The organism is Sphingomonas sp. 1185, assembly GCF_040544655.1.
Taxonomy (GTDB): domain Bacteria; phylum Pseudomonadota; class Alphaproteobacteria; order Sphingomonadales; family Sphingomonadaceae; genus Sphingomonas.
On sequence record NZ_JBEPKL010000001.1, the window covers coordinates 108412 to 128849 of the forward strand.

The window sequence follows — 20438 nt, forward strand, 5'->3', positions numbered from 1 at the left end:
CCGGAGACCCTCTTTGACCGCTTTGCCCGACCAGATGCTTGCCGGTTCGCCCCATCCGCTGGGTGCCACGTTCGATGGCGAAGGCGTCAACTTCGCCGTCTTCTCCGCCAATGCCGACCGGATCGAACTCTGCATCTTCGACCCCCAGGGCAAGCGCGAGTTGCGCCGCTATACGCTGCCCGAATGCACGGACGAGGTGTGGCACGGCTATCTGTCCGATGTCGGGCCCGGCCTCCTCTATGGCTATCGCGCGCATGGTCCCTATGAGCCGGAGGCCGGACACCGCTTCAACCCCAACAAGCTGTTGCTCGACCCCTATGCGCGCAAGCTGCATGGCGAGATCAAATGGACCGATGCGCTGCACGGCTATCAGATCCGTTCCAAGAAGGAGGATCTGAGCTTCGACAAGCGCGACAGCGCCGCCGCCATGCCCAAAGCGGTGGTGGTGGACGATCATTTCGACTGGTCGCGCGACGTGAAGCCCAGCACGCCCTGGTCCGAAACGGTCATCTACGAAGCGCACGTCAAGGGGCTGACCAAGCTGATGGAACTGGTGCCGCCGCGCGAGCGGGGCACCTATGCCGGGCTCGGCCATCCGGCGGTCATCAAGCATCTGAAGCGGATCGGCGTCACCGCTATCGAACTGCTGCCGATCCACAGCTTCACCCAGGACCGTTTCCTTCAGGAAAAGGGACTGCGCAATTACTGGGGCTATAACACCCTCGGCTTCTTCGCGCCCGAACAGGCCTATTTCGCGACCGATACGCAGGACGAGCTTCGCCGTGCGGTCCACCGGCTTCACAAGGCGGGGATCGAGGTGATCCTCGATGTCGTCTACAATCACACCTGCGAAGGTTCGGAAAAGGGCCCGACCCTGTCGTGGCGCGGTCTCGACAATGCCAGCTATTACCGGCTGGTCCAGGATCAGCCGCGCTATACGATCAACGATACCGGCACCGGCAATACGCTGAACCTGTCCAAGGCACGGGTGATCCAGATGGTCGCGGACTCGCTGCGCTACTGGGCGACCAGCTTCGGGATCGACGGGTTCCGCTTCGACCTTGGCCTGACGCTGGGGCGCGAGGCCGACGGCTTCGATCCGGGCTCGGCCTTTTTCGACGTGCTGCGGCAGGACCCGGTATTGGGGCGGCTCAAGCTGCTGACCGAGCCCTGGGATGTCGGCCCCGGCGGCTATCAGCTCGGCAATTTTCCGCCCGGCTTTTCCGAATGGAACGACAAGTATCGCGACACCGTGCGCAAATACTGGCGCGGCGACCCCGGCCAGCGCGGCGATCTGGCGGCACGACTGGCCGGATCGGGGGACCTGTTCGACCGGCGGGCGAGGCGCCCCTGGGCCAGCCTCAACATGCTGGCGGCGCATGACGGCTTCACCCTGGCCGATACCGTCATGTACGAGGAGAGGCATAACGAAGCCAACAAGGAAGACAATCGCGACGGCCATTCCGAGAATTACTCGCGCAACTGGGGCGCGGAGGGGCCGACCGACGATCCGGGCATCAACGCGGCGCGCGGCCGGGTGATGCGGTCGATGATGACGACGCTGCTCACCTCGCTCGGCACGCCGATGATCGTGGCGGGCGACGAGTTCGGCCGGACGCAGCACGGCAACAACAACGCCTATTGCCAGGATAACGAGATCAGTTGGCTCGACTGGAAGGCGGCGGCGTCGGAGGATGGCGAGACGATGATCGCCTTCACCGCACGGCTGGCCGAGTTGCGCCGCCGCTTCGTTGTGCTGCGCGCCCCCCAGTTCCTCTATGGCCAGGATACGCCGGGGCACGGGATCAATGATATCGAATGGTGGGACGAGCGCGGCAACCAGCTGTCGCCCGAGGACTGGCAGAACCCGGAAGGCCGCGCGCTGATGATGCGCCGGGCCTCGGTGACCGAGGATGGCGAGGTCGAGGCGGTGTCGCTGCTCCTCAACGCGTCGGCCGATCCGATCACCTTCACCCTGCCCCCGCCCCATGCCGACCGCACCGTCCTGATCGACAGCGCCAAGCCGGATCAGGACGAGGTCGCGATCGACGACAGCTATGAGGTCGAGCCGCAAAGTGCCGTGTTGGTCACCTGGCGCAATGGGATCGCGGCATGACGCATTGGGGCCCCGAACTGCGCGACGGCGCGGATACCCGCTTCCGTCTGTGGGCTCCGGACCGGCCGTCGGTCACGCTGGAGATCGACGGCGGCGGCGAGGTTGCCATGGTGCGCGACGCTGATGGCTGGTTCACCGGCGAGGCCCCTGCCTCGCCGGGCACCCGCTACCGGTTCAGGGTCGCGCCCGATCTTGCCGTTCCCGATCCCGCCTCGCGGCTCCAGTCGGGGAGCGTCCATGGCTGGAGCGTGGTCGTCGATCCGTCCTTCGCCTGGAGCGCGACCGAATGGCGTGGACGTCCCTGGGAAGAGACGGTGCTGCTGGAGGTGCACGCGGGCACGCTCGGCGGCTTTTCGGGTGTGCGCGAACGGCTGGGCGCGATCGCCGCGTCGGGGATCACCGCGATCGAGCTGATGCCGGTCAACGCCTTTGGCGGCACCCGCAACTGGGGCTATGACGGCGTCCTGCCCTATGCGGTGGCCGAAGCCTATGGTTCGCCCGCCGAGCTGAAGACGCTGGTCGACACCGCGCATGCGCTGGGCCTCTCGGTCTTTCTCGACGTGGTCTACAACCATTTCGGGCCGGACGGGAATTATCTGGGCACCTATGCCGGTGCCTTCTTCCATCAGGATGTCGATACGCCCTGGGGCGGCGCGGTGGCGGTCGATGCCGATCCGGTGCATCGCTACTTCGTCGACAACGCCCTGATGTGGCTGCGCGACTATCGGATCGACGGGCTGCGGTTCGACGCGGTCCATGCGATCGAGAATGACGGCTTCCTGGACCGGATGGCCGCCGAAATCCGCGCCGCCCTGCCCGAGCGGCATGTCCATCTCGTGCTGGAAAACGAGAAGAACGATGCGGACCGCCTGACGCCGGGTGGCTATGACGCGCAGTGGAACGACGATTTCCACAACGTCCTCCATGTCCTGCTGACGGGAGAGACGAGCGCCTATTATGGCGACTTCGCGGATCGTCCCGCCGAGCGGCTGGCACGCTGCCTGAAGGAAGGCTTCATCTATCAGGGCGAGGGTTCGCCCAACCATGACGGCAAGCCGCGTGGCAAGCCGTCGGGCGACCTGCCCAGCACCGCCTTCGTCGCGTTCCTCCAGAACCACGACCAGGTCGGCAACCGGGCGATGGGCGAGCGGCTGATCCGGCTGACCGACCGCGAACGGCTGCGCGCGGCGACCGCGCTGCTGCTGCTCGGGCCGCAGATCCCGCTATTGTTCATGGGCGAGGATGAGGGGAGCGAGAGTCCGTTCCTGTTCTTCACCGATTTCCATGACGAACTGGCCGATGCGGTGCGCGAGGGGCGTCGCCGCGAATTCGCGAAGTTCGACGCCTTTGCCGACGAGGCGGCACGCGCGCGCATTCCCGACCCCAATGCGCGCTCGACCTTCGAGGCGTCGGTCCCCGAGCCGGGACCGCAGGCGGGCGAGTGGCGGGCGCTGTACCGCGAATTGCTGAGCCTTCGCCATGCGCATATCGTGCCGCGGCTGAAGGATACGGTCGGGCTGGCGGCGGAGGTCTGCGGCCCGGCGGCGGTCAAGGCCCGCTGGCGGATGGGGGATGGCGCGACGCTGACCATCGCGATCGATCTAGGCGACGCGCCGTCGCCGATCGGTGACGAGGAGGCGGAACTGATCTTTCGCGAAGGCGACCGCTTCGCCGCATGGATCGCACGATGAGCGACCTTCACGCCCGCGCCGAAGCCGCCGGTCTGTCGATCGCGTGGCAGGATGCCAAGGGCCGGGACCAGCAGGTCTCGGATGAAGCGCTAGGCGCGATCCTCGACCGGCTGGATACCGAGGTCGGGGAGGAGACGTTCGTCTCCACCGATCTGGGCGATGCCGTCCTGCTGCCACCGGGTTGGCGGGCGGGGAATGCACGGCTGATCCTGGAAGATGGCGAGACTTGCGCGGTCGTCCTGACCGGCCATGCCGACCGGGTGTCGCTCCCCGCGCCGACGTCATGGGGTTATCATCGACTGGAGCAGGACGACCGTTTCGTGACGGTCGCCGTCGCCCCGCTTCGCTGCCCGGCACCGCCCGCCGGACGCCATTGGGGCAGCGCGGTCCAGATCCCGTCGCTTCGGGAAGGCGGCGGCGCCTATGGCGACTTTGCGAGCCTCGCCTCGGCGGCGGGTGCCTTGGCCCGTGCGGGGGCCGCCGCCCTGGCGATCAGCCCGGTCCACGCCCTTTTCCCCGCCGAGGCCAGCCGGTTCAGCCCCTATGCGCCGTCGAGCCGCCTGTTCCGCAACGTCTGGCTGGCGCCAGCGGGAGAGCCTGTGCCGGATCAGCCCGAGCTGATCGACTGGACCAGCGCCGTCCCGGACCGGATGCGCGACCTTCGCGCGGTCTTTGATCGGCTGGCCGGGACGGATCGGCACGCCTTCGAGCTCTGGCGCGATCGACAGGGCGAAGCACTTGAGCATCAGGCCCTGTTCGACGCGCTGCAAGGCTATTTCCACGCCCGCACTGGTGCGCAAGGGTGGCGCGACTGGCCTGCGGATTATCGTGATTTCGCCGGTCCGGCGGTGCGGGCCTTCGCCGACGAGCACCGGGATGCGATCGCCTTCCATGCCTTTGCCCAGTGGCACGCCGACCGCACGCTGCATGACGCCGCCATAGCCGCGCGGGATGGCGGGATGGGGATCGGGCTGATCGCCGATCTTGCCATTGGCGTGGCCGGGGACGGCGCGGACGCCTGGAGCCGCCCCGACGAGCTGCTCACCGGCCTGTCCATCGGCGCGCCGCCTGACCCGCTTGGCCCCGACGGACAGAATTGGGGGATCACCGCGCTCTCGCCCTTCGCGCTGCGCAGACAGGGGTTCGCGCCCTTCATCGCCACGCTGCGCGCCGTGTTCGCGCATGCCGGTGGCGTGCGGATCGACCATGCGCTCGGCCTGTGCCGCTTGTGGGTCGTCCCCGAAGGCGCCGCCGCCGATCAGGGCGCCTATCTGGCGATGCCGTTCGAGGACATGCTGCGCATCCTGAAGATCGAGGCGCACCGCGCCAATCAGGGACGCGGCGCCATCGTCATCGGCGAGGATCTGGGCACCGTGCCGCCGGGATTTCGCGACAGGATGGCAGAGGCCGGGATGCTCGGCATGCGGGTCCTGCCGTTCGAGCGGGACGCTGCTGGCGGATTCATCCCGCCGGGGAAATGGGATGCCGAGGCGATTTCGATGACCGCAACCCATGACATCGCGACGGTCGCGGGATGGTGGCGCGGCCGCGATCTCGAATGGCGGGCGCGGATCGCGGGTAAGCCCGTGTCCGACGAAGACGCTGCGAGGCGCGACAGCGAACGCGAGGCGCTATGGGCGGCGATCGGCGATGCCGCCCCCCTGCCCGACGACCCCGCCGCCGTCGTCGGTGCCGCGATCGCGGCGGTGGCCGACACTCCCTGCCCGCTCGCGATCGTGCCGATCGAGGATCTGCTGGCGCTGGAGGAACAGCCCAACCTGCCCGGCACCACCGACGAGCATCCCAATTGGCGCCGCCGCCTGCCCGACAGGCTGGAGCCGCTGCTGGCGGACCCCGACGTCGCCGACCGCATCGCCACGCTCAACGCCCGCTGACCCGCTCGAACCAAAGGACGTCGCCATGACGCCGCGCGCCACCTATCGATTCCAGTTCCACAAGGACTTCCCCTTCGCCCGTGCGGAAGCGCTGCTGCCCTATCTCGATCGACTGGGTATCAGCCATGTCTATGCCTCGCCGATCACCACGGCCACGGCGGGGTCGATGCACGGCTATGACGTGATCGACCCGACGCGGATCAATCCCGAACTGGGGGGTGAGGATGGCTTCCGGTCACTGGCCCTGGCGGCGCGGGCGCGAGGCATGGGCGTCATCATCGATATCGTGCCCAACCATATGGGCGTGGCGGGCGGCGGTAACGAATGGTGGAACGACGTGCTGCGCGCGGGGCCCGACAGCCGCTATGCCCGGCTCTTCGACATCGACTGGTCGCGCAGGCTCGTCCTACCCATCCTGGGCGACCAGCTCTCCCACGTCCTGGCCGAAGGACAGATCACCGTCGAGCGGACCGACGGACGGGCGGAAGTCGTCGCCTATGGCGAACACCGCCTGCCGATCCGCGACGCCGATCAGGACGAGGCCGAAATCCTGCCGATCGCCGAACTGCTCGACCGCCAGCATTACCGGCTGGCCTCGTGGCGCGTGTCCAATGACGAACTCAACTGGCGGCGCTTCTTCACGATCAACGAACTGGCCGGGCTTCGGGTGGAGGACGATGCTGTCTTCGAGGAGACCCATGCGTTCTATTTCCGCCTTTATGCCGAGGGGCTGATCGACGGCGTGCGGATCGACCATATCGACGGGCTGACCGACCCGATCGGCTATGGCCGGAAACTGCGCGCGCGGTTCGATGCCATCCCCCGCGACGACGGCAACCGCGCCTATATCGTGGTGGAGAAGATCCTGGGCGCTGACGAGGCGATGGGGCGCGACTGGGGTGTCGACGGCACCAGCGGCTATGATTTCATGGAAGAGGTCGCCGCCCTTCTCCATGCACCGGAAGGTACGCGACCGCTCGCCGAACTCTGGGCGCAGCTGAGCGGACGATCAGCCGATTTCGCGCCCGAGGAATTGCAGGCGCGGCAGGATCTGCTCGCCTGGCAGTTCGCAGGACAGCTGGACGGATGCGTCGCGGCCTTTGCCGCGCTGACGGCATCCGACCCTGCGCTGGAGGGGGCGATCACGACCGCGATGCTCCGCCGCGCGATCGAGCGCCTGCTGTGGGTCTTCCCGGTGTATCGTACCTACGGCCCCGACGCGCCCGCGACGGATGCCGAGGTGCGTGGGCAGGCCCGGTCACGGGTCGAGCGTTTCATCCCGCCGGGCGAAACCTTCGTGGTCGACCAGATCCTCGCCTGGCTGGCGGGTGAAGGTGACGCAGACCGCGCCCTGCTGGCCGAGGCGGTGCGCCGTTTCCAGCAATTGTCCGCGCCGATCGCCGCCAAGGCGGTCGAGGACACCGCCTTTTATCGGCACGGCGTCTTGCTCTCGCGCAACGATGTCGGGTTCGATGCGGGGCGGATGAGCCTGCCGATCGCGGCCTTTCACGATCGGATGTCCGGAAGAGCCAAGACGTTCCCGCATGCCATGCTGACCACCGCCACCCATGATCATAAGCGCGGCGAGGATGTGCGCGCCCGCCTTGCGGTGTTGAGCGCAATCCCGGACGAATGGCGCATCGCAGTCGAAGGGTGGCGACAGGACACGCTGGCCCTGTCCGAAGGGGTCGATCCGGCGGACTGGTACATGCTCGTCCAGACACTGGTCGGTGCCTGGCCCCGGCCGGAGCATCTGGGCGATTTCGCGGAGCGGGTGACGGCGTGGCAGGAAAAGGCCTTGCGAGAGGCCAAGCTGCGCTCGTCCTGGGAAGCCCCGGACGAGGATTATGAGGGGCGCTGCAACGCTCTGGCCGAAGCGCTGATCGACGGCGCGGAGGGTGAGCCGTTTCGAGCACGGCTGCACGACCTGCTGCGGCGGATAGCACCGGCGGCCTCGGCCAATTCGCTGGTGCAACTGGCGCTGCGCTATACGGTGCCGGGGATACCAGATTGCTATCAGGGTACGGAGTTCGCCGATCTCAGCCTGGTCGATCCCGACAATCGTCGTCCGGTCGACTATCGCGCCCGCGAACAGGCGCTGGCGGAAGGCGGCAATGCGAAGCTGGACCTGCTCGCCGGATTGCTTGGCGTGCGCCGTCGATACCCCGCGCTGTTTGCCGAGGGCGATTACCGGCCGCTTCCCGTCAAGGGGCATGGCCGTGTCCGGGTGATCGCGTTCGAGCGGCGGCACGGCGATGCGGTGCTGACCTGCGTCATGGGGCTTCGCCTGGCCCCGCTGATGGATGCGCAGGGCCAGGTCGACTGGCGGGATACCGCCGTGATGCTGGCGGACGGCCCCCGTCTGTTGGCCGATTTGCTGGCGGACGGGCCAGTCTGGTATGACGTCCGTCCCGGCACCGGCAAAGGATAGGCATGGCCGTCACCGATATCGCGACACGGACATGGGACCATGGCTGGCGGCTGGATCCCATCGTCCGCAGCCTGCTGGACACCGATTTCTACAAGCTGCTGATGCTGCAGATGATCCGGAACCTTTATCCGGATACGCAGGCGACCTTCGCGCTCCACAACCGGACGCGATCGGTTCGCCTGGCGGACGTCATCGACGAGGCGGAGCTGCGCGCGCAGTTGGACCATGCCCGGACGTTGCGCTTCACGAAGAAGGAATTGATCTGGCTGGCGGGTAACAGCTTCTACGGCCAGACCCGGATGTTCGCGCCGGAATTCCTGGCATGGCTGGCCGATTTCCAGCTTCCCGAATACGAGTTGAGCCGCCGCGACGGCCAGTTCGAGCTGCGCTTTCACGGCCCCTGGTGCGCGACGACGATGTGGGAAATCCCCGCGCTCGCCATCGTCAACGAACTGCGTGCCCGTGCGGCGCTGCATGCCAAGGGCCGCTTCGCGCTCGACATCCTCTATGCCCGCGCCAAGGCCAAGCTGTGGGGCAAGGTCGAGCGGCTGCGGGCGCTTCCCGATCTGGCCATTTCCGACTTCGGCACGCGGCGACGCCATGGTTTCCTGTGGCAGCGCTGGTGCGTGGAGGCGCTGAAGGAAGGGCTTGGCGACCGGCTGATCGGCACCTCGAACGTGCTGCTGGCGATGGACAATGATCTGGAGGCGATCGGCACCAACGCGCATGAGCTGCCCATGGCGGTCGCGGCGATGGCGCGGACCGACGACGAGCTGCGCCAGGCCCCCTACCGCGTCCTTCGGGAATGGCGGCAGCATTATCATGGCAACCTCCTGATCGTCCTGCCCGACGCGTTCGGCACCGCCGCCTTCCTGCGCGATGCACCCGATTGGGTCGCCGACTGGACCGGCTTCCGACCCGACAGCGCGCCGCCGATCGAAGCGGGCGAGGCGATCCTGGACTGGTGGCGCCAGCATGGCCGCGATCCGGGCGAGAAGCTGCTGATCTTTTCCGATGGCATGGACGTCGACACGATCGAGCGGACCTATCGGCATTTCAACGGCCGCGTCCGGATGAGCTTTGGCTGGGGGACCAACCTGACCAACGACTTCCGCGATTGCGATCCCGACGGGCTGCCGGGGCTGGAGCCGATCTCGCTGGTCGCAAAGGTCGTAGAGGTGGATGGCCGTCCTGCCGTCAAGCTCTCCGACAATCCGGCTAAGGCCAATGGCGATCCCGCGGAGATCGCGCGCTATCTGGGCGTCTTTGGCAATGACGGGCGAAAGGCCCGCACGACCGAGGTATGATGATGCTGCCGCCCGACTTTTACGGGCAGGAGGTCGATGTCGTCGCCCGCGCGCTGCTTGGCGTGACCCTACTGTTGGACGGCGTCGGCGGTCCGATCGTGGAGACCGAGGCCTATGACGCCGCCGATCCGGCCTCGCACAGCTTCGCCGGCCGGACCGCACGCAACGCGGCGATGTTCGGGGCGGTCGGCCATGCCTATGTCTATCGCATCTACGGGCTGCATCATTGCCTCAACATCGTCTGCGGCACACCGGGCAGCGCCGTCCTCATCCGCGCCATCGAGCCGCTCCATGGCCTGGATGTCATGCACCGGCGGCGCGGCGGGCGGGTCACCATCAAACAGCTTTGCGCCGGACCTGGGCGGCTGTGCGCGGCACTGGGCGTCGACCAGGGCCTGGACGGGGCCTTTCTCGGCGCGCCGCCTTTTCATCTGCTTCCGACCGCCACCGATATCACGATCGTCAGCGGACCGCGCATCGGCATTACCCGCGCTGCGGAACGCCCCCGCCGGTTCGGTATTGCCGGATCTCCGTGGCTGAGCCGCCCATTTCCGCAAGATCTTGTCGCGGTGCAGCATCGATCGGGCAAGTAATGCCATGCGCCGCAGCATCTATTTTGCTTGATCTCACACCTATTTGTCGCGAGCCTCCCTGGGATAACGATAAGGGGACGAGTCGATGGAGTGGATCAAGGTCCTGGCGGTGGTCGCCATGGTCTATGGCGTCTGGGCGGCCTATCGTTCGCTGGGCGCACCAGTTCTTCACAACGGCAATCGCTATTTCCGTCAACCCGACGGCAGCTTCCGCCGCTGGTATGGCGGCCAGCGTTTCAGCGCGTCCGATGTCGGGGTTGCGGATCAGGGCTGATCGCGTCACGGTCAGCAACGGTACAGACGGATTCCGCGATATAGCCTAATCCGGCCTTTCCCTGGCCCGACAAGGATATAGCGGTTTCATGTTTGTCGATTGGGGCATCCCCACGCCCTTGCTGCTCGTCGTCGTGGCGATCGTCGTCGCAGGCATCGTCGCGCGTCGCGTGCCGTTCCTGCGGTTGGCGATCAACCTGGTAAGCTGGCTGGTGCTGGGCGGCCTGCTTCTGGTCGTGCTGCAACAGCGCGAGCAGTTCGATCCCTATATCCAGCGGGTGATGCAGGTCCTCAATCTGCAGGACCAGAGCGTCATGGGTGACACGGTACGCATCCGGATGTCGCCGGACGGGCATTTCTGGGCACGGGTCACGCTCGACGGAGTCAGCCGACGGATGCTGGTCGACAGCGGCGCGACGCTGACCGCCTTGTCGACCGACACTGCGCGCGCCGCCGGGCTGCGACCGTCCGCCCCGGTCTTCCCCGTGGTGCTCAACACGGCCAACGGCATGATCCGCGCGCAGACCGGACGCGTGAAGACGCTGGAGATCGGTACGATCCGTGCCGACGGCATCCCCGTCGTCATCTCCCCCGCATTCGGCGAGACGGACGTGCTGGGCATGAACTTCCTGTCGCGGCTCAAGAGCTGGCGGGTCGAGGGATCGACGCTGATCCTGGAGCCGCACCACCCACAGCCATTAACCCACCGGTCATCGCTATCATGACAAGAAGATGATGGAAATCAGTGCAATCGGCGACACCGCCGATTGACTTGGCGGTTTAGCTTACCCATGCGTCAATCCATGAACACTCCCCTGTCGCGAATGCTGCCGCTCCCGGCGCAGCTCGACCGATATGTCGTCCATGCCATTGAAACCGGCCGTTTTCCCGACGAGCACGCGCTGCTGGTCGCGGCGCTCGAGCGGCTGCGCGCGGAGCAGCCTTTCGACGAGGCGACCGCCTGGCTGGTCGGCGGCGGCGAATGCGGGCAGCGGGTGCGCGATCATGACTGGGCCGCCACGGCGCTGGGGGCGATCGGCGGCTGGCCCGCCGCGCTGCGCACGACCGTGGCGAACATCGTCCACTCGCCGATTGCCAAGGTCCTGATGTGGGGTCCGGATCATGTGATGATCTATAACGACTCCTATCGCACTATCGCCGGGCCGCGCCATCCCTCGGCGTTCGGTGGCCTGGTGCCGGAGGTCTGGCCCGAAATATGGGACTGGAATCGCGATATCCTGTCGCGCGGATTCCAGGGCGAGGATCTGGCCTTTCACGATCAGAAGCTGATCGTCACCCGCGCAGGGCAGCCCGAAGAGGTGGTGTTCGACCTCTATTATACGCCGGTCTATCTCGACCATGGCGATGTCGGCGGGGTGATGTGCACCGTCGTCGAGAATACCGGGCGGGTCGCGGCGGAGCGGCGGCTGGCGGAGAGCGAGGCCGAGCTGCGCGTCATCACCGACTCGCTGCCCGTGCTGGTCGCCTTTGTCGATCGCGAGGAACGCTATCGCTTCGCCAACAGCTATTACCGCGAGTTCCTGGGCGTCGACCCCGACGCCATGCTGGGAACGCGGATCAGCGACGTGCTGACCGACGAGGATTATGCCGAGCGGCGCCCGTTGATCGAGCGGGCGTTGGCGGGCGAGACGGTCGTCGCCGATGTCCGGATCCAGCATCGCGACGGCAGCCATCGGCGCGCCGAGACGCGCTATATTCCCCGGCGGGACGAACAGGGCGCGGTCGTCGGCTTTCATATCCTGGTCTTCGATGTCGATGAGCGGATGCGCCATGCCGAAGTGATCGAGCGCAGCAATCGCCGGTTCCGCGCTGCGATGGACGCCGTCCACGGGGTGCTGTGGACCAACAGCGCCGATGGACGGATGGTCGGCGAGCAGCCCGGCTGGGCCGCGATCACCGGCCAGACCCGCGAGGAATATCAGAATTTCGGCTGGGCGAATGCCGTCCATCCGGACGATGCGGCGGATAGCATCGTCGCCTGGAACAAGGCGGTGGCCGCCAAGGGCATGTTCGTTCACGAACACCGCGTCCGTCGCCATGACGGCGAATGGCGCACCTATGCGATCCGGGGCCTGCCGATCATCGGGACCGATGGCGAACTGGTCGAGTGGGTCGGTGTGCATACCGACATCACCGAGCAGCGCGCGGCCGAACAGGCGCTGCGCGACCAGGCCAATGTGCTGGCGCGTCAGGTCCATCACCGCGAACGCGCCGAGGCGCAGCTTCGCCAGCTCAACGAGACGCTGGAAAGCCGCGTCATCGAGGAGATCGCCGAGCGCCGCCAGGCCGAGATGAAGCTGGCCCAGGCGCAGAAGATGGAGACGATCGGCAAGCTGACCGGCGGCGTCGCGCACGACTTCAACAATCTGCTTCAGGTCGTGTCGGGCAATCTCCAGCTGCTCGGCAAGGACGTGGCGGGCAACAGCCGCGCCGAGCAACGGGTCGCCAACGCCATGGCGGGCGTCTCGCGGGGCTCGAAGCTGGCGTCGCAATTGCTGGCCTTCGGGCGGCGGCAGGCGCTGGAGCCCAAGGTCGTCAACGTCACCCGTTTCGTGCAGGGCATGGACGACATGCTGCGCCGTGCGATCGGCGAGGGCGTGGAGATCGAGACGATCGTCGGTGGCGGCCTGTGGAACACCTTCATCGACCCCGCCCAGATCGAAAATGCGCTGCTGAATCTGGCGATCAACGCGCGCGACGCGATGGATGGTCAGGGCAAGCTGACCATCGAGCTGGGCAATGCACATCTCGACGACGCCTATGCGCGCACCCATGACGAGGTGGTGCCGGGCCAATATGTCATGCTGGCGGTGTCCGACACCGGCAGCGGCATGTCCGAGGACATCATCCAAAAGGTGTTCGAGCCTTTCTTCTCGACCAAGAGCGAGGGCAAGGGGTCGGGGCTGGGCCTGTCGATGGTCTATGGCTTCGTCAAACAGTCGGGCGGCCATGTGAAGATCTATTCCGAGGTCGGCCACGGCACCACGATCAAGCTCTATCTGCCGCGCGCGATGGAGGCCGAGGATGTCGAGGTGGCGGTCGACACCGGCCCGATCACCGGCGGCACCGAAACCGTGCTGGTCGTCGAGGACGATGCCGAGGTGCGCGCGACCGTGGTCGAGCTGCTGTCGGACCTGGGTTACCGCGTCCTGAAGGCGGTCGACGCGCAAAGCGCGCTCAACGTCATCGAAAGCGGCATTCCGATCGACATGCTCTTCACCGATGTCGTCATGCCCGGCACGCTGAAAAGCCCCGAACTGGCGCGCAAGGCGCGCGAGCGGCTGCCCGATATCGCGGTGCTCTTCACTTCCGGCTATACCGAGAATTCGATCGTCCATGGCGGACGGCTGGACAAGGGCGTCGAGCTGCTGTCCAAGCCCTATACCCGCGAGGCGCTGGCGCGGAAGTTCCGCCATGTCCTGGCCAATCAGCGGCAACGCAAGATGCCCAGGGACGATGCGGGCCACGCCGCCCCGGGCGACCCGGTCGACAGCCAGCCGGTCGTCCATCCGCTCCACGACGGACAGACCATCCTGCTGGTGGAGGATGACGATCTGATCCGCGCCAATACGGCCGAGGTGTTGCAGGAAGCGGGCTTCGTCGTGGTCCATGCCGTGACCGCCGAGGAAGCGATGACCGCGCTTCAGACGGCGCAGATCGACGTGCTGGTGACCGACATCAACCTGCCGGGCGAATCGGGAATCGAACTGGCGGGACGGGCGCGGCAATTGCGGTCGACGCTGTCGATCGTGTTCGCGACGGGCGACGGCGGAATGGCGGGCGATGCGGCGGAACTGGACGCGGCGCTGCTGACGAAGCCCTATTCGGCGGGGCAGCTGCTCAACGCGATCCGGGGACGGCTGGATGTTACGGAGCAGGCGGCCCGACCCTGAGGTCGGACCGCCCACCCCCTTCGATCGGGCTCATGCCGGAGGGGGGCGGCAGGGGAGCCCGGACGAAACCGAGTAAGGGGTTAGCGGGCCTTCCAGCCCTCGATCGCGGCGAAGGTGATGATCACCGCGAGCACCAGCAGGGCGCCCTGCAATTCCAGTGCGGTCAAATCAAACTCCATCGTCATCGGTCATGCTCCCGAATGATGTCAAAACAACGAACCGTTCGGCGGTCTTTCCACAAGGTGCGGATGACCGTCGCAGGATGGTGCCGGAGCATAAAGGCGCACCGGCGTTCGTGACGGACCATCGACCTTGCGCCTCTTCCATGATCGCTGGCTTCAATACTTCTGAAGCCGGTCATGGCCGCCGATCGACGACCCGTCACTCCTCTCCTCTACGCACAGGATATACGCGCTGTTTTTTGCTGTCGTGCAGCGCGTTCGTGACAAATCATGTCCGGCAATGCGGCAGGCTAATTTCCGCGCACAGCCCGCCTTCGGGCCGATTGGCGAGGGTCAGCTCCCCGCCTTCGACCGCGACGACCCGCGCGACGATCGACAGGCCAAGACCAAAGCCCACCGTGTCGCGCCGCCGCGCCACGTCCAGCCGGACGAACGGTTCCAGGACCAGTTCGAGCGACTCCTCGGGAATGCCGGGCCCGTCATCCTCGACCCGGATGCGCACCGCGTCGCTGCGTTCGACATCCAGCGTGATGACCGCATGCTGGCCATAGTGCAGCGCGTTCTCGACCAGATTGGTCAGCGCGCGCTTCATCCCGAAGCGGCGAAGACGACAGTCGAAATGATCGGGCCCGGCATAGCGGACGTCGCGCCCGTGATCGGCGGCATCGTCGGCAAGATTGGCGCATAATATGGCCAGGTCGGTCAATTCGGGCTGCTCGACATCCCCTTCCCCGCCCAAAAACGCCAGAAGCGACGAGACCATCGCTTCCATCTCCTCGATATCATTGCCGATCGCATCGCGAACCTCGACCTCGCGGATGGAATCGGCCCGCAAGCGCAATCGTGCGAGCGGCGTGCGCAGGTCATGGCCCACCGCGGCCAGGGCACGAGTCTGTTCGTCGATCAACCGCCCGATCCGCGCCTGCATCCGGTTGAAGGCACGGGTCACGTGGCGCACCTCCTTGGGGCCCCGCTCGGGAACGATCAGCGCGCTCGCCCCCTGCCCCCGCCCCAGCTTGTCGGCCGCGCGGGCCAGGGTGCGGAGCGGATGCAGGATCCGCCCGATCAGCGCGCCGCTGACGAACATCAGCGCGATCGCCGGGATCAGCGCCAGCAGCACCCGTCCCAGGGCCAGGTCGAGCGTCCGCACCCCCTCGCGCATCCGGAAGCTCAGCAGCGACCCGTCGTCCAGCCGCAAATCCCCCGACACCATCGAGGTCCGCCCCGGCGAGGTCAGCCGCAGATGAATGTCGGTCGCGGCCAGCGACGGCTCCCAATCGACGATCTGGCGGCGCATGCTGTCCATCGCAGGCGCAATGGTCGGGCGTGGCGGGGTCTGGGTGGACCAGCCGACGATATAGCGGTCGGTGGTCAGTTCCTCGGCGACTTCGGGGCGTTCGATCGCGGGCCGCTCGTTGAGGACGCGGCGCGCGACGATCAGATGCTCGGCCAGCCGCCGCGCCTCGTCGTCACGGACCGAGACATGGCTGGCGCGCTCGTAGAGATAGGTGGAGACGGCGAACTCGATCGTCACCGCCAGCAGCAGGATCGCGACGATCCGGCCGAGCAGGCCGACCGAGGGACGGATCACCGCCGGTCCACCGGAACGTTGAGCATGTAACCGACACCGCGCACCGTGACGATCGGCGCGGCGCCCCCCGCCCCCGACAGCTTGCGGCGCAACCGGCTGACCAGCACGTCGATGCTGCGATCCGAACTGTCGCCGATCCGCGCGCGCGACAGCTCGATCAGGCGTTCGCGCGCGATGACGCGCTGGGCATTGTCGAGAAAGGCGACGAGCAGGTCGAACTCGGCCCCGGTCAACTCGACCTGGGCGCCCGATGGCGACATCAGCTCGCGCCGGGGCAGGTTGGCGGTCCAGCCGTCAAAGCCCAATATGCCCGCCTCGCGCTCGCCCGGCGTGCTCTCCAGCCCGCCGCGCCGCAGCACCGCGCGGATGCGGGCGACCAGCTCGCGCGTGCCGAACGGCTTGGCAAGATAATCGTCCGCACCCAGCTCCAGCCCGACGACGCGGTCGACCTCGCTGCCCTTGGCGCTGATGAAGATGATCGGGACCGGGCTCTTCTGGCGCACCTGACGGCACAGGTCGATGCCGCTGGTGCCGGGCAGCATGATGTCGAGCAGGATCAGGTCGATCTGGCCGACCTCCAGCGCCTGCCACATTTCGGGCGCGGCATTGGCCAGCTTCACGGCAAATCCGTTCTCCTGAAGCGCGCGCGCGGTCAGGGTGCGGAGGGCGGGATCGTCCTCGACGATCAGGATGGTAGGCGGCGTCACCCCATCTGGCTAGGCAGGTGCGACGCCGTCGTCAACGGCCGCTCCGGACCGATCCCCGTCAAGTCGCTGCAACTGCACGGCATATCGCTGCGCACGGTCGGCATAGCCGTCCGCCGACCGCCGCAGCCGCGCCAGATCTTCCGGCGTGAGCGTCCGGATCGCCTTTGCGGGCGCCCCCACGATCAGGCTGGCGGGCGGGAAGACCTTGCCCTCGGTCACCAGCGCACCCGCGCCGACCAGCGAACCGGCACCGATCACCGCATCGTTGAGGATGGTCGCGCCCATGCCGATCAGGCAGCCCTCCCCGACGGTGCAGCCATGCAGGATCGCCCGGTGGCCGATGGTGCAGTCCTGTCCGATCGTCAACGGGCTGTCCGGATCGGAATGCAGCACCGCGCCGTCCTGCACATTGGTCCGCGCGCCGACCCGGATCGGCGTATTGTCGGCGCGCACCACCGCCCCGAACCAGAGGCTCGCCTCCGCCTCGATCACCGCCTGTCCTATGACATCGGCGGAGGGGGCGATCCAGGCGCTGGGATGGACGTCCGGGCGATGCGCGCCCAGGGCATAGAGCGGCATCAGGCGGCCTCCCCCAGTGCCGAGCCCTGTTTTGCGGCCTGGCGGAAACGATGGAGCAGCGGCTCGGTATAGCCGTTCGGCTGGGCCACCCCCTCGAAGATCAGCGCACGGGCCGCGGCGAGCGCCAGGCTGTCGGCCCGTCCGGCCATCGGACGATAGGCCGGATCGCTCCGGTTCTGGGCATCGACCTTTGCGGCCATCCGCATCAGCGCCGCCTCGACCTGGCCCGCATCGACGATCCCGTGGTGCAGCCAGTTGGCGATATGCTGAGCGGAAATACGCAGCGTCGCGCGATCCTCCATCAGTCCGATGTCATGGATGTCGGGCACCTTGGAGCAGCCGATGCCCTGATCGATCCAGCGGACCACATAGCCGAGCAGCCCTTGCGCATTATTCTCCAGCTCGTCGGCGATCTGCTCGGCCGTCCAATCGGGATCGACCGCGATCGGCGGCGTCAGCAGGCGTTCGAGCGCGGCGACCGGCTCGGCTGCACGGGCCCGCTGGCGGGCGGCGACGTCGACGCGGTGATAATGGGTCGCGTGGAGCGTCGCGGCGGTCGGCGACGGAACCCAGGCGGTCGAGGCGCCGCTGATCGGATGCGCCTGTTTCTGCGCGAGCATATCGGCCATCCGGTCGGGTGCGGCCCACATCCCCTTGCCGATCTGCGCCCGCCCGGCAAAGCCGCAGGCCTGGCCGATCTGGACGTTGCGATCCTCATAGGCGGCGATCCAGTCGCATGCCTTCATCGCGCCCTTGCGGACCACCGGACCGGCCTGCATCGCGCTGTGGATCTCGTCGCCGGTCCGGTCGAGAAAGCCGGTGTTGATGAAGACGACCCTATCCTTCACCGCATGGATGCAGGCCGCCAGATTGGCCGAGGTCCGGCGCTCCTCGTCCATCACCCCGATCTTGATCCGGTGCCGGTCGAGCCCCAGCATATCCTCGACCGCGTCGAACAGCCGGTCGGCGAAGGCGGCTTCCTCGGGGCCGTGCATCTTGGGCTTGACGATATAGATCGAACCCGTCCGCCCGTTGCGCAAGGGCGCTCCATTCCGGCCGTCGCGCATTGCGATCAGGCTGGTGACGATCGCGTCGAGAATGCCTTCCGGTGCTTCGGTACCATCGGCCAGGCGGACGGCGGGCGTGGTCATCAGATGCCCGACATTGCGCACGAAGAGCAGGCTTCGACCGGGCAAGGTGAAGGGCGTCCCGTCGGGAGCGCGATAGGCGCGGTCCCCGGCCAGCCGCCGGGTGGTCGTGCGACCGTTCTTCTCGACCGATGCGGTCAGCGTGCCGTCGATCAACCCCAGCCAATTGGCATAGCCCGCCACCTTGTCGGCCGCGTCGACCGCCGCAACCGAATCTTCCAGATCGCAGATGGTGGTCAGCGCCGATTCCAGCACGACATCGGCGATCCCCGCCGGGTCGCTCCGGCCGAACGGGTGGCTGCGGTCCACCGTCACCTCGATATGAAGCCCGTGATGGCGGAACAGCCATCCCGTCTCGCTGCGCCCGACGAATTGCGACGGATCGTCCAGCGCGGCGACCGCGGCGGCCAGATCGGTCACCGCCGACCAGCCGCCCGCGACCGGCACCGCCGTGTCCAGGAAAGCGCGGGCCCAGTCTATCACCCCCGCCCCGCGTTCGGGATCATAGCCCCCGGCATCGCCGATGGGGGCGATGGCATCGGTGCCGTAGAGCGCGTCATACAGGCTTCCCCAGCGCGCATTCGCCGCGTTGAGCAGGAACCGCGCGTTGAGCATCGGCACGACCAGCTGCGGCCCGGCGAGCAGGGCGACCTCCGGATCGACCTTATCGGGGGCGATGGTGAACGGCGGCGGTTCGGGCACCAGATAGCCGATCCCGGTCAGGAAGCGCCGCTGCGCGGCACCGTCATGCGGACCACCACCACGATACCAGTCGTCGATCGCCGCCTGCATCGCATCGCGCTTGCGCAACAGCGCGGCGTTTTCCGGCGCGAAGCGTGCCATGATGGCGGCCATGCCGGTCCAGAAGCGATCCGCATCGATCCCGCTTCCCGGCAAGGCGCGCACCTCCAGGAAGCGGACCAGTTCCGGCGCGACGGACAGGCCCTTGCGATCGATCATCGATACTCTCCCGAACTGGCATTTCGGGGGTCAGGATAGGCCATCGCCATATCCTTCGGTAGAGGGCATAATCGCAACGCTGTCGATCGCGGGAGGAACGAATGGACCCCGATATCGCCCTGTTCGTCGATGTGGTTCGCGAATCCAGCCTGGCGGGCGGGGCGCGGGCATGGCGACTGTCCCCCGCCATGGTGTCCAAGCGGATCGCACGGCTCGAGGCTCGGCTGGGCGTCCGGCTGCTTCATCGCACGACGCGACGGCTGACGATGACCCAGGCGGGAGAGGCCTTTCACGCGGATGTCTCGCCGCTGGTCGCCGGGCTCCGCATGGCCGAGGCGCGGATCAGCCAGACCGCCGCCGCCCCGGCCGGGCCGTTGCGGCTGACCGTTCCGACCTCCTTCGGGCGGCTCTGGGTCGCGCCCTGCCTGCCCGCCTTTCTCGATCGCTATCCGGCGGTCCGGCTGCAACTCGATCTGTCGGACGATTATGTCGATCTGGCCACGGCGCGGGTCGATCTGGCGATCCGGATCACGACCGCGCCGCCGCCGGGGCTGGCCGGGCATCGCTTTGCCGACAATCGCCGCCTGCTCTGCGCCAGCCCGGCCTATCTGGAGCGCGAAGGCCGTCCCGCGACGGTCGCGGAACTTCGCCGCCACCGGCTGATCGCCGCACAGGGGCAATTGCCCTGGCGCCTGACCGGCGCGACGGTCGAGGGCGAGAGCCGCGTGGAAACCAATTCCAGCGAAGCCGTGCGGGAACTGGCGCTGGCGGGCGCGGGCATTGCGCTTCGCTCGCTCTGGGACGTGGCCGATGCGCTGGCCGATGGACGGCTGGTTCGCGTGCTTCCCGAACGGCAAGGATCGGTCGAGGTCGGCATCTGGGGCCTCCACGCGCCGGTCGGCGCCCCCGCCGCGGTTCCCGCGCTGATCGCCCATCTGACCGAGCAATGGCGCGGGGCGGCCTGGATGACATGACGGCCCCGTCATTTTTCCGTGCATCGGCCCGACACAGGCTTTAGGCACTGCCCATCAATTTGGGGAGTTACGGTTCG

Annotated in this window: 14 protein-coding genes; 10 read left to right on the forward strand and 4 right to left on the reverse strand. The window is 67.2% G+C overall.

All coding sequences use genetic code 11. The features are described 5' to 3' along the window. Positions 1 to 13 precede the first annotated feature (13 nt). From glgX to ABIC44_RS00570, 9 genes are all read left to right on the forward strand, one after another. The gene (gene glgX, locus ABIC44_RS00530; RefSeq protein WP_354293032.1) at positions 14 to 2116 is read left to right on the forward strand and encodes a glycogen debranching protein GlgX; all 2103 of its coding nucleotides are present in this window, start codon (positions 14 to 16) and stop codon (positions 2114 to 2116) included. Further along, positions 2113 to 3807, forward strand: a complete 1695-nt coding sequence (gene treZ / locus ABIC44_RS00535) for a malto-oligosyltrehalose trehalohydrolase (protein WP_354293034.1) — start codon at positions 2113 to 2115, stop codon at positions 3805 to 3807. Before glgX ends, treZ begins: the two co-directional genes overlap by 4 nt. Beyond that, positions 3804 to 5702 carry a 4-alpha-glucanotransferase gene (gene malQ, locus ABIC44_RS00540; protein ID WP_354293035.1) on the forward strand — a complete coding sequence of 633 codons (1899 nt, stop codon included), beginning with the start codon at positions 3804 to 3806 and terminating at the stop codon, positions 5700 to 5702. The genes treZ and malQ overlap by 4 nt, the downstream gene beginning before the upstream one ends. 25 nt (positions 5703 to 5727) lie before the next feature. Further along, entirely contained in the window at positions 5728 to 8133 is a 2406-nt protein-coding gene (treY, locus tag ABIC44_RS00545) for a malto-oligosyltrehalose synthase (RefSeq protein ID WP_354293036.1), read from the forward strand. A 2-nt stretch (positions 8134 to 8135) separates the two neighbouring features. Then, positions 8136 to 9440: a nicotinate phosphoribosyltransferase gene (pncB, locus tag ABIC44_RS00550; protein WP_354293038.1), complete on the forward strand. Its 1305-nt coding sequence runs from the start codon at positions 8136 to 8138 to the stop codon at positions 9438 to 9440. After that, positions 9437 to 10033 carry a DNA-3-methyladenine glycosylase gene (locus ABIC44_RS00555; RefSeq protein ID WP_354293039.1) on the forward strand — a complete coding sequence of 199 codons (597 nt, stop codon included), beginning with the start codon at positions 9437 to 9439 and terminating at the stop codon, positions 10031 to 10033. Before pncB ends, ABIC44_RS00555 begins: the two co-directional genes overlap by 4 nt. An 85-nt stretch (positions 10034 to 10118) precedes the next feature. Continuing rightward, on the forward strand, positions 10119 to 10307 hold the full coding sequence (locus ABIC44_RS00560) for a hypothetical protein (protein ID WP_309695581.1): 189 nt from the start codon (positions 10119 to 10121) through the stop codon (positions 10305 to 10307). An 88-nt stretch (positions 10308 to 10395) separates the two neighbouring features. Then, complete coding sequence (locus tag ABIC44_RS00565; RefSeq protein ID WP_354293040.1) at positions 10396 to 11031, forward strand: retropepsin-like aspartic protease family protein; 636 nt, start codon at positions 10396 to 10398, stop codon at positions 11029 to 11031. Positions 11032 to 11109: 78 nt separating this feature from the next. Beyond that, positions 11110 to 14220, forward strand: coding sequence for a response regulator (locus ABIC44_RS00570; protein WP_354293042.1), 3111 nt, complete (start codon positions 11110 to 11112; stop codon positions 14218 to 14220). A gap of 450 nt (positions 14221 to 14670) precedes the next feature. On the opposite strand, the gene ABIC44_RS00575 is transcribed toward ABIC44_RS00570, so the two are convergent. The 4 genes from ABIC44_RS00575 to ABIC44_RS00590 are packed head-to-tail and all read right to left on the reverse strand — an operon-like array spanning position 14671 to position 19387. Continuing rightward, entirely contained in the window at positions 14671 to 15993 is a 1323-nt protein-coding gene (locus ABIC44_RS00575) for an ATP-binding protein (RefSeq protein ID WP_354293043.1), read from the reverse strand. Then, the gene (locus ABIC44_RS00580; protein ID WP_354293044.1) at positions 15990 to 16700 is read right to left on the reverse strand and encodes a response regulator; all 711 of its coding nucleotides are present in this window, start codon (positions 16698 to 16700) and stop codon (positions 15990 to 15992) included. Before ABIC44_RS00580 ends, ABIC44_RS00575 begins: the two co-directional genes overlap by 4 nt. Before the next feature lie 9 nt (positions 16701 to 16709). Beyond that, positions 16710 to 17279, reverse strand: coding sequence for a gamma carbonic anhydrase family protein (locus ABIC44_RS00585; protein ID WP_354293046.1), 570 nt, complete (start codon positions 17277 to 17279; stop codon positions 16710 to 16712). Further along, the gene (locus ABIC44_RS00590; protein ID WP_354293048.1) at positions 17279 to 19387 is read right to left on the reverse strand and encodes a malate synthase G; all 2109 of its coding nucleotides are present in this window, start codon (positions 19385 to 19387) and stop codon (positions 17279 to 17281) included. The genes ABIC44_RS00585 and ABIC44_RS00590 overlap by 1 nt, the downstream gene beginning before the upstream one ends. A gap of 101 nt (positions 19388 to 19488) precedes the next feature. On the opposite strand from ABIC44_RS00590, the gene ABIC44_RS00595 reads away from it, so the two are divergent. Further along, entirely contained in the window at positions 19489 to 20361 is an 873-nt protein-coding gene (locus ABIC44_RS00595) for a LysR family transcriptional regulator (protein ID WP_354293050.1), read from the forward strand. Positions 20362 to 20438: the final 77 nt, after the last annotated feature.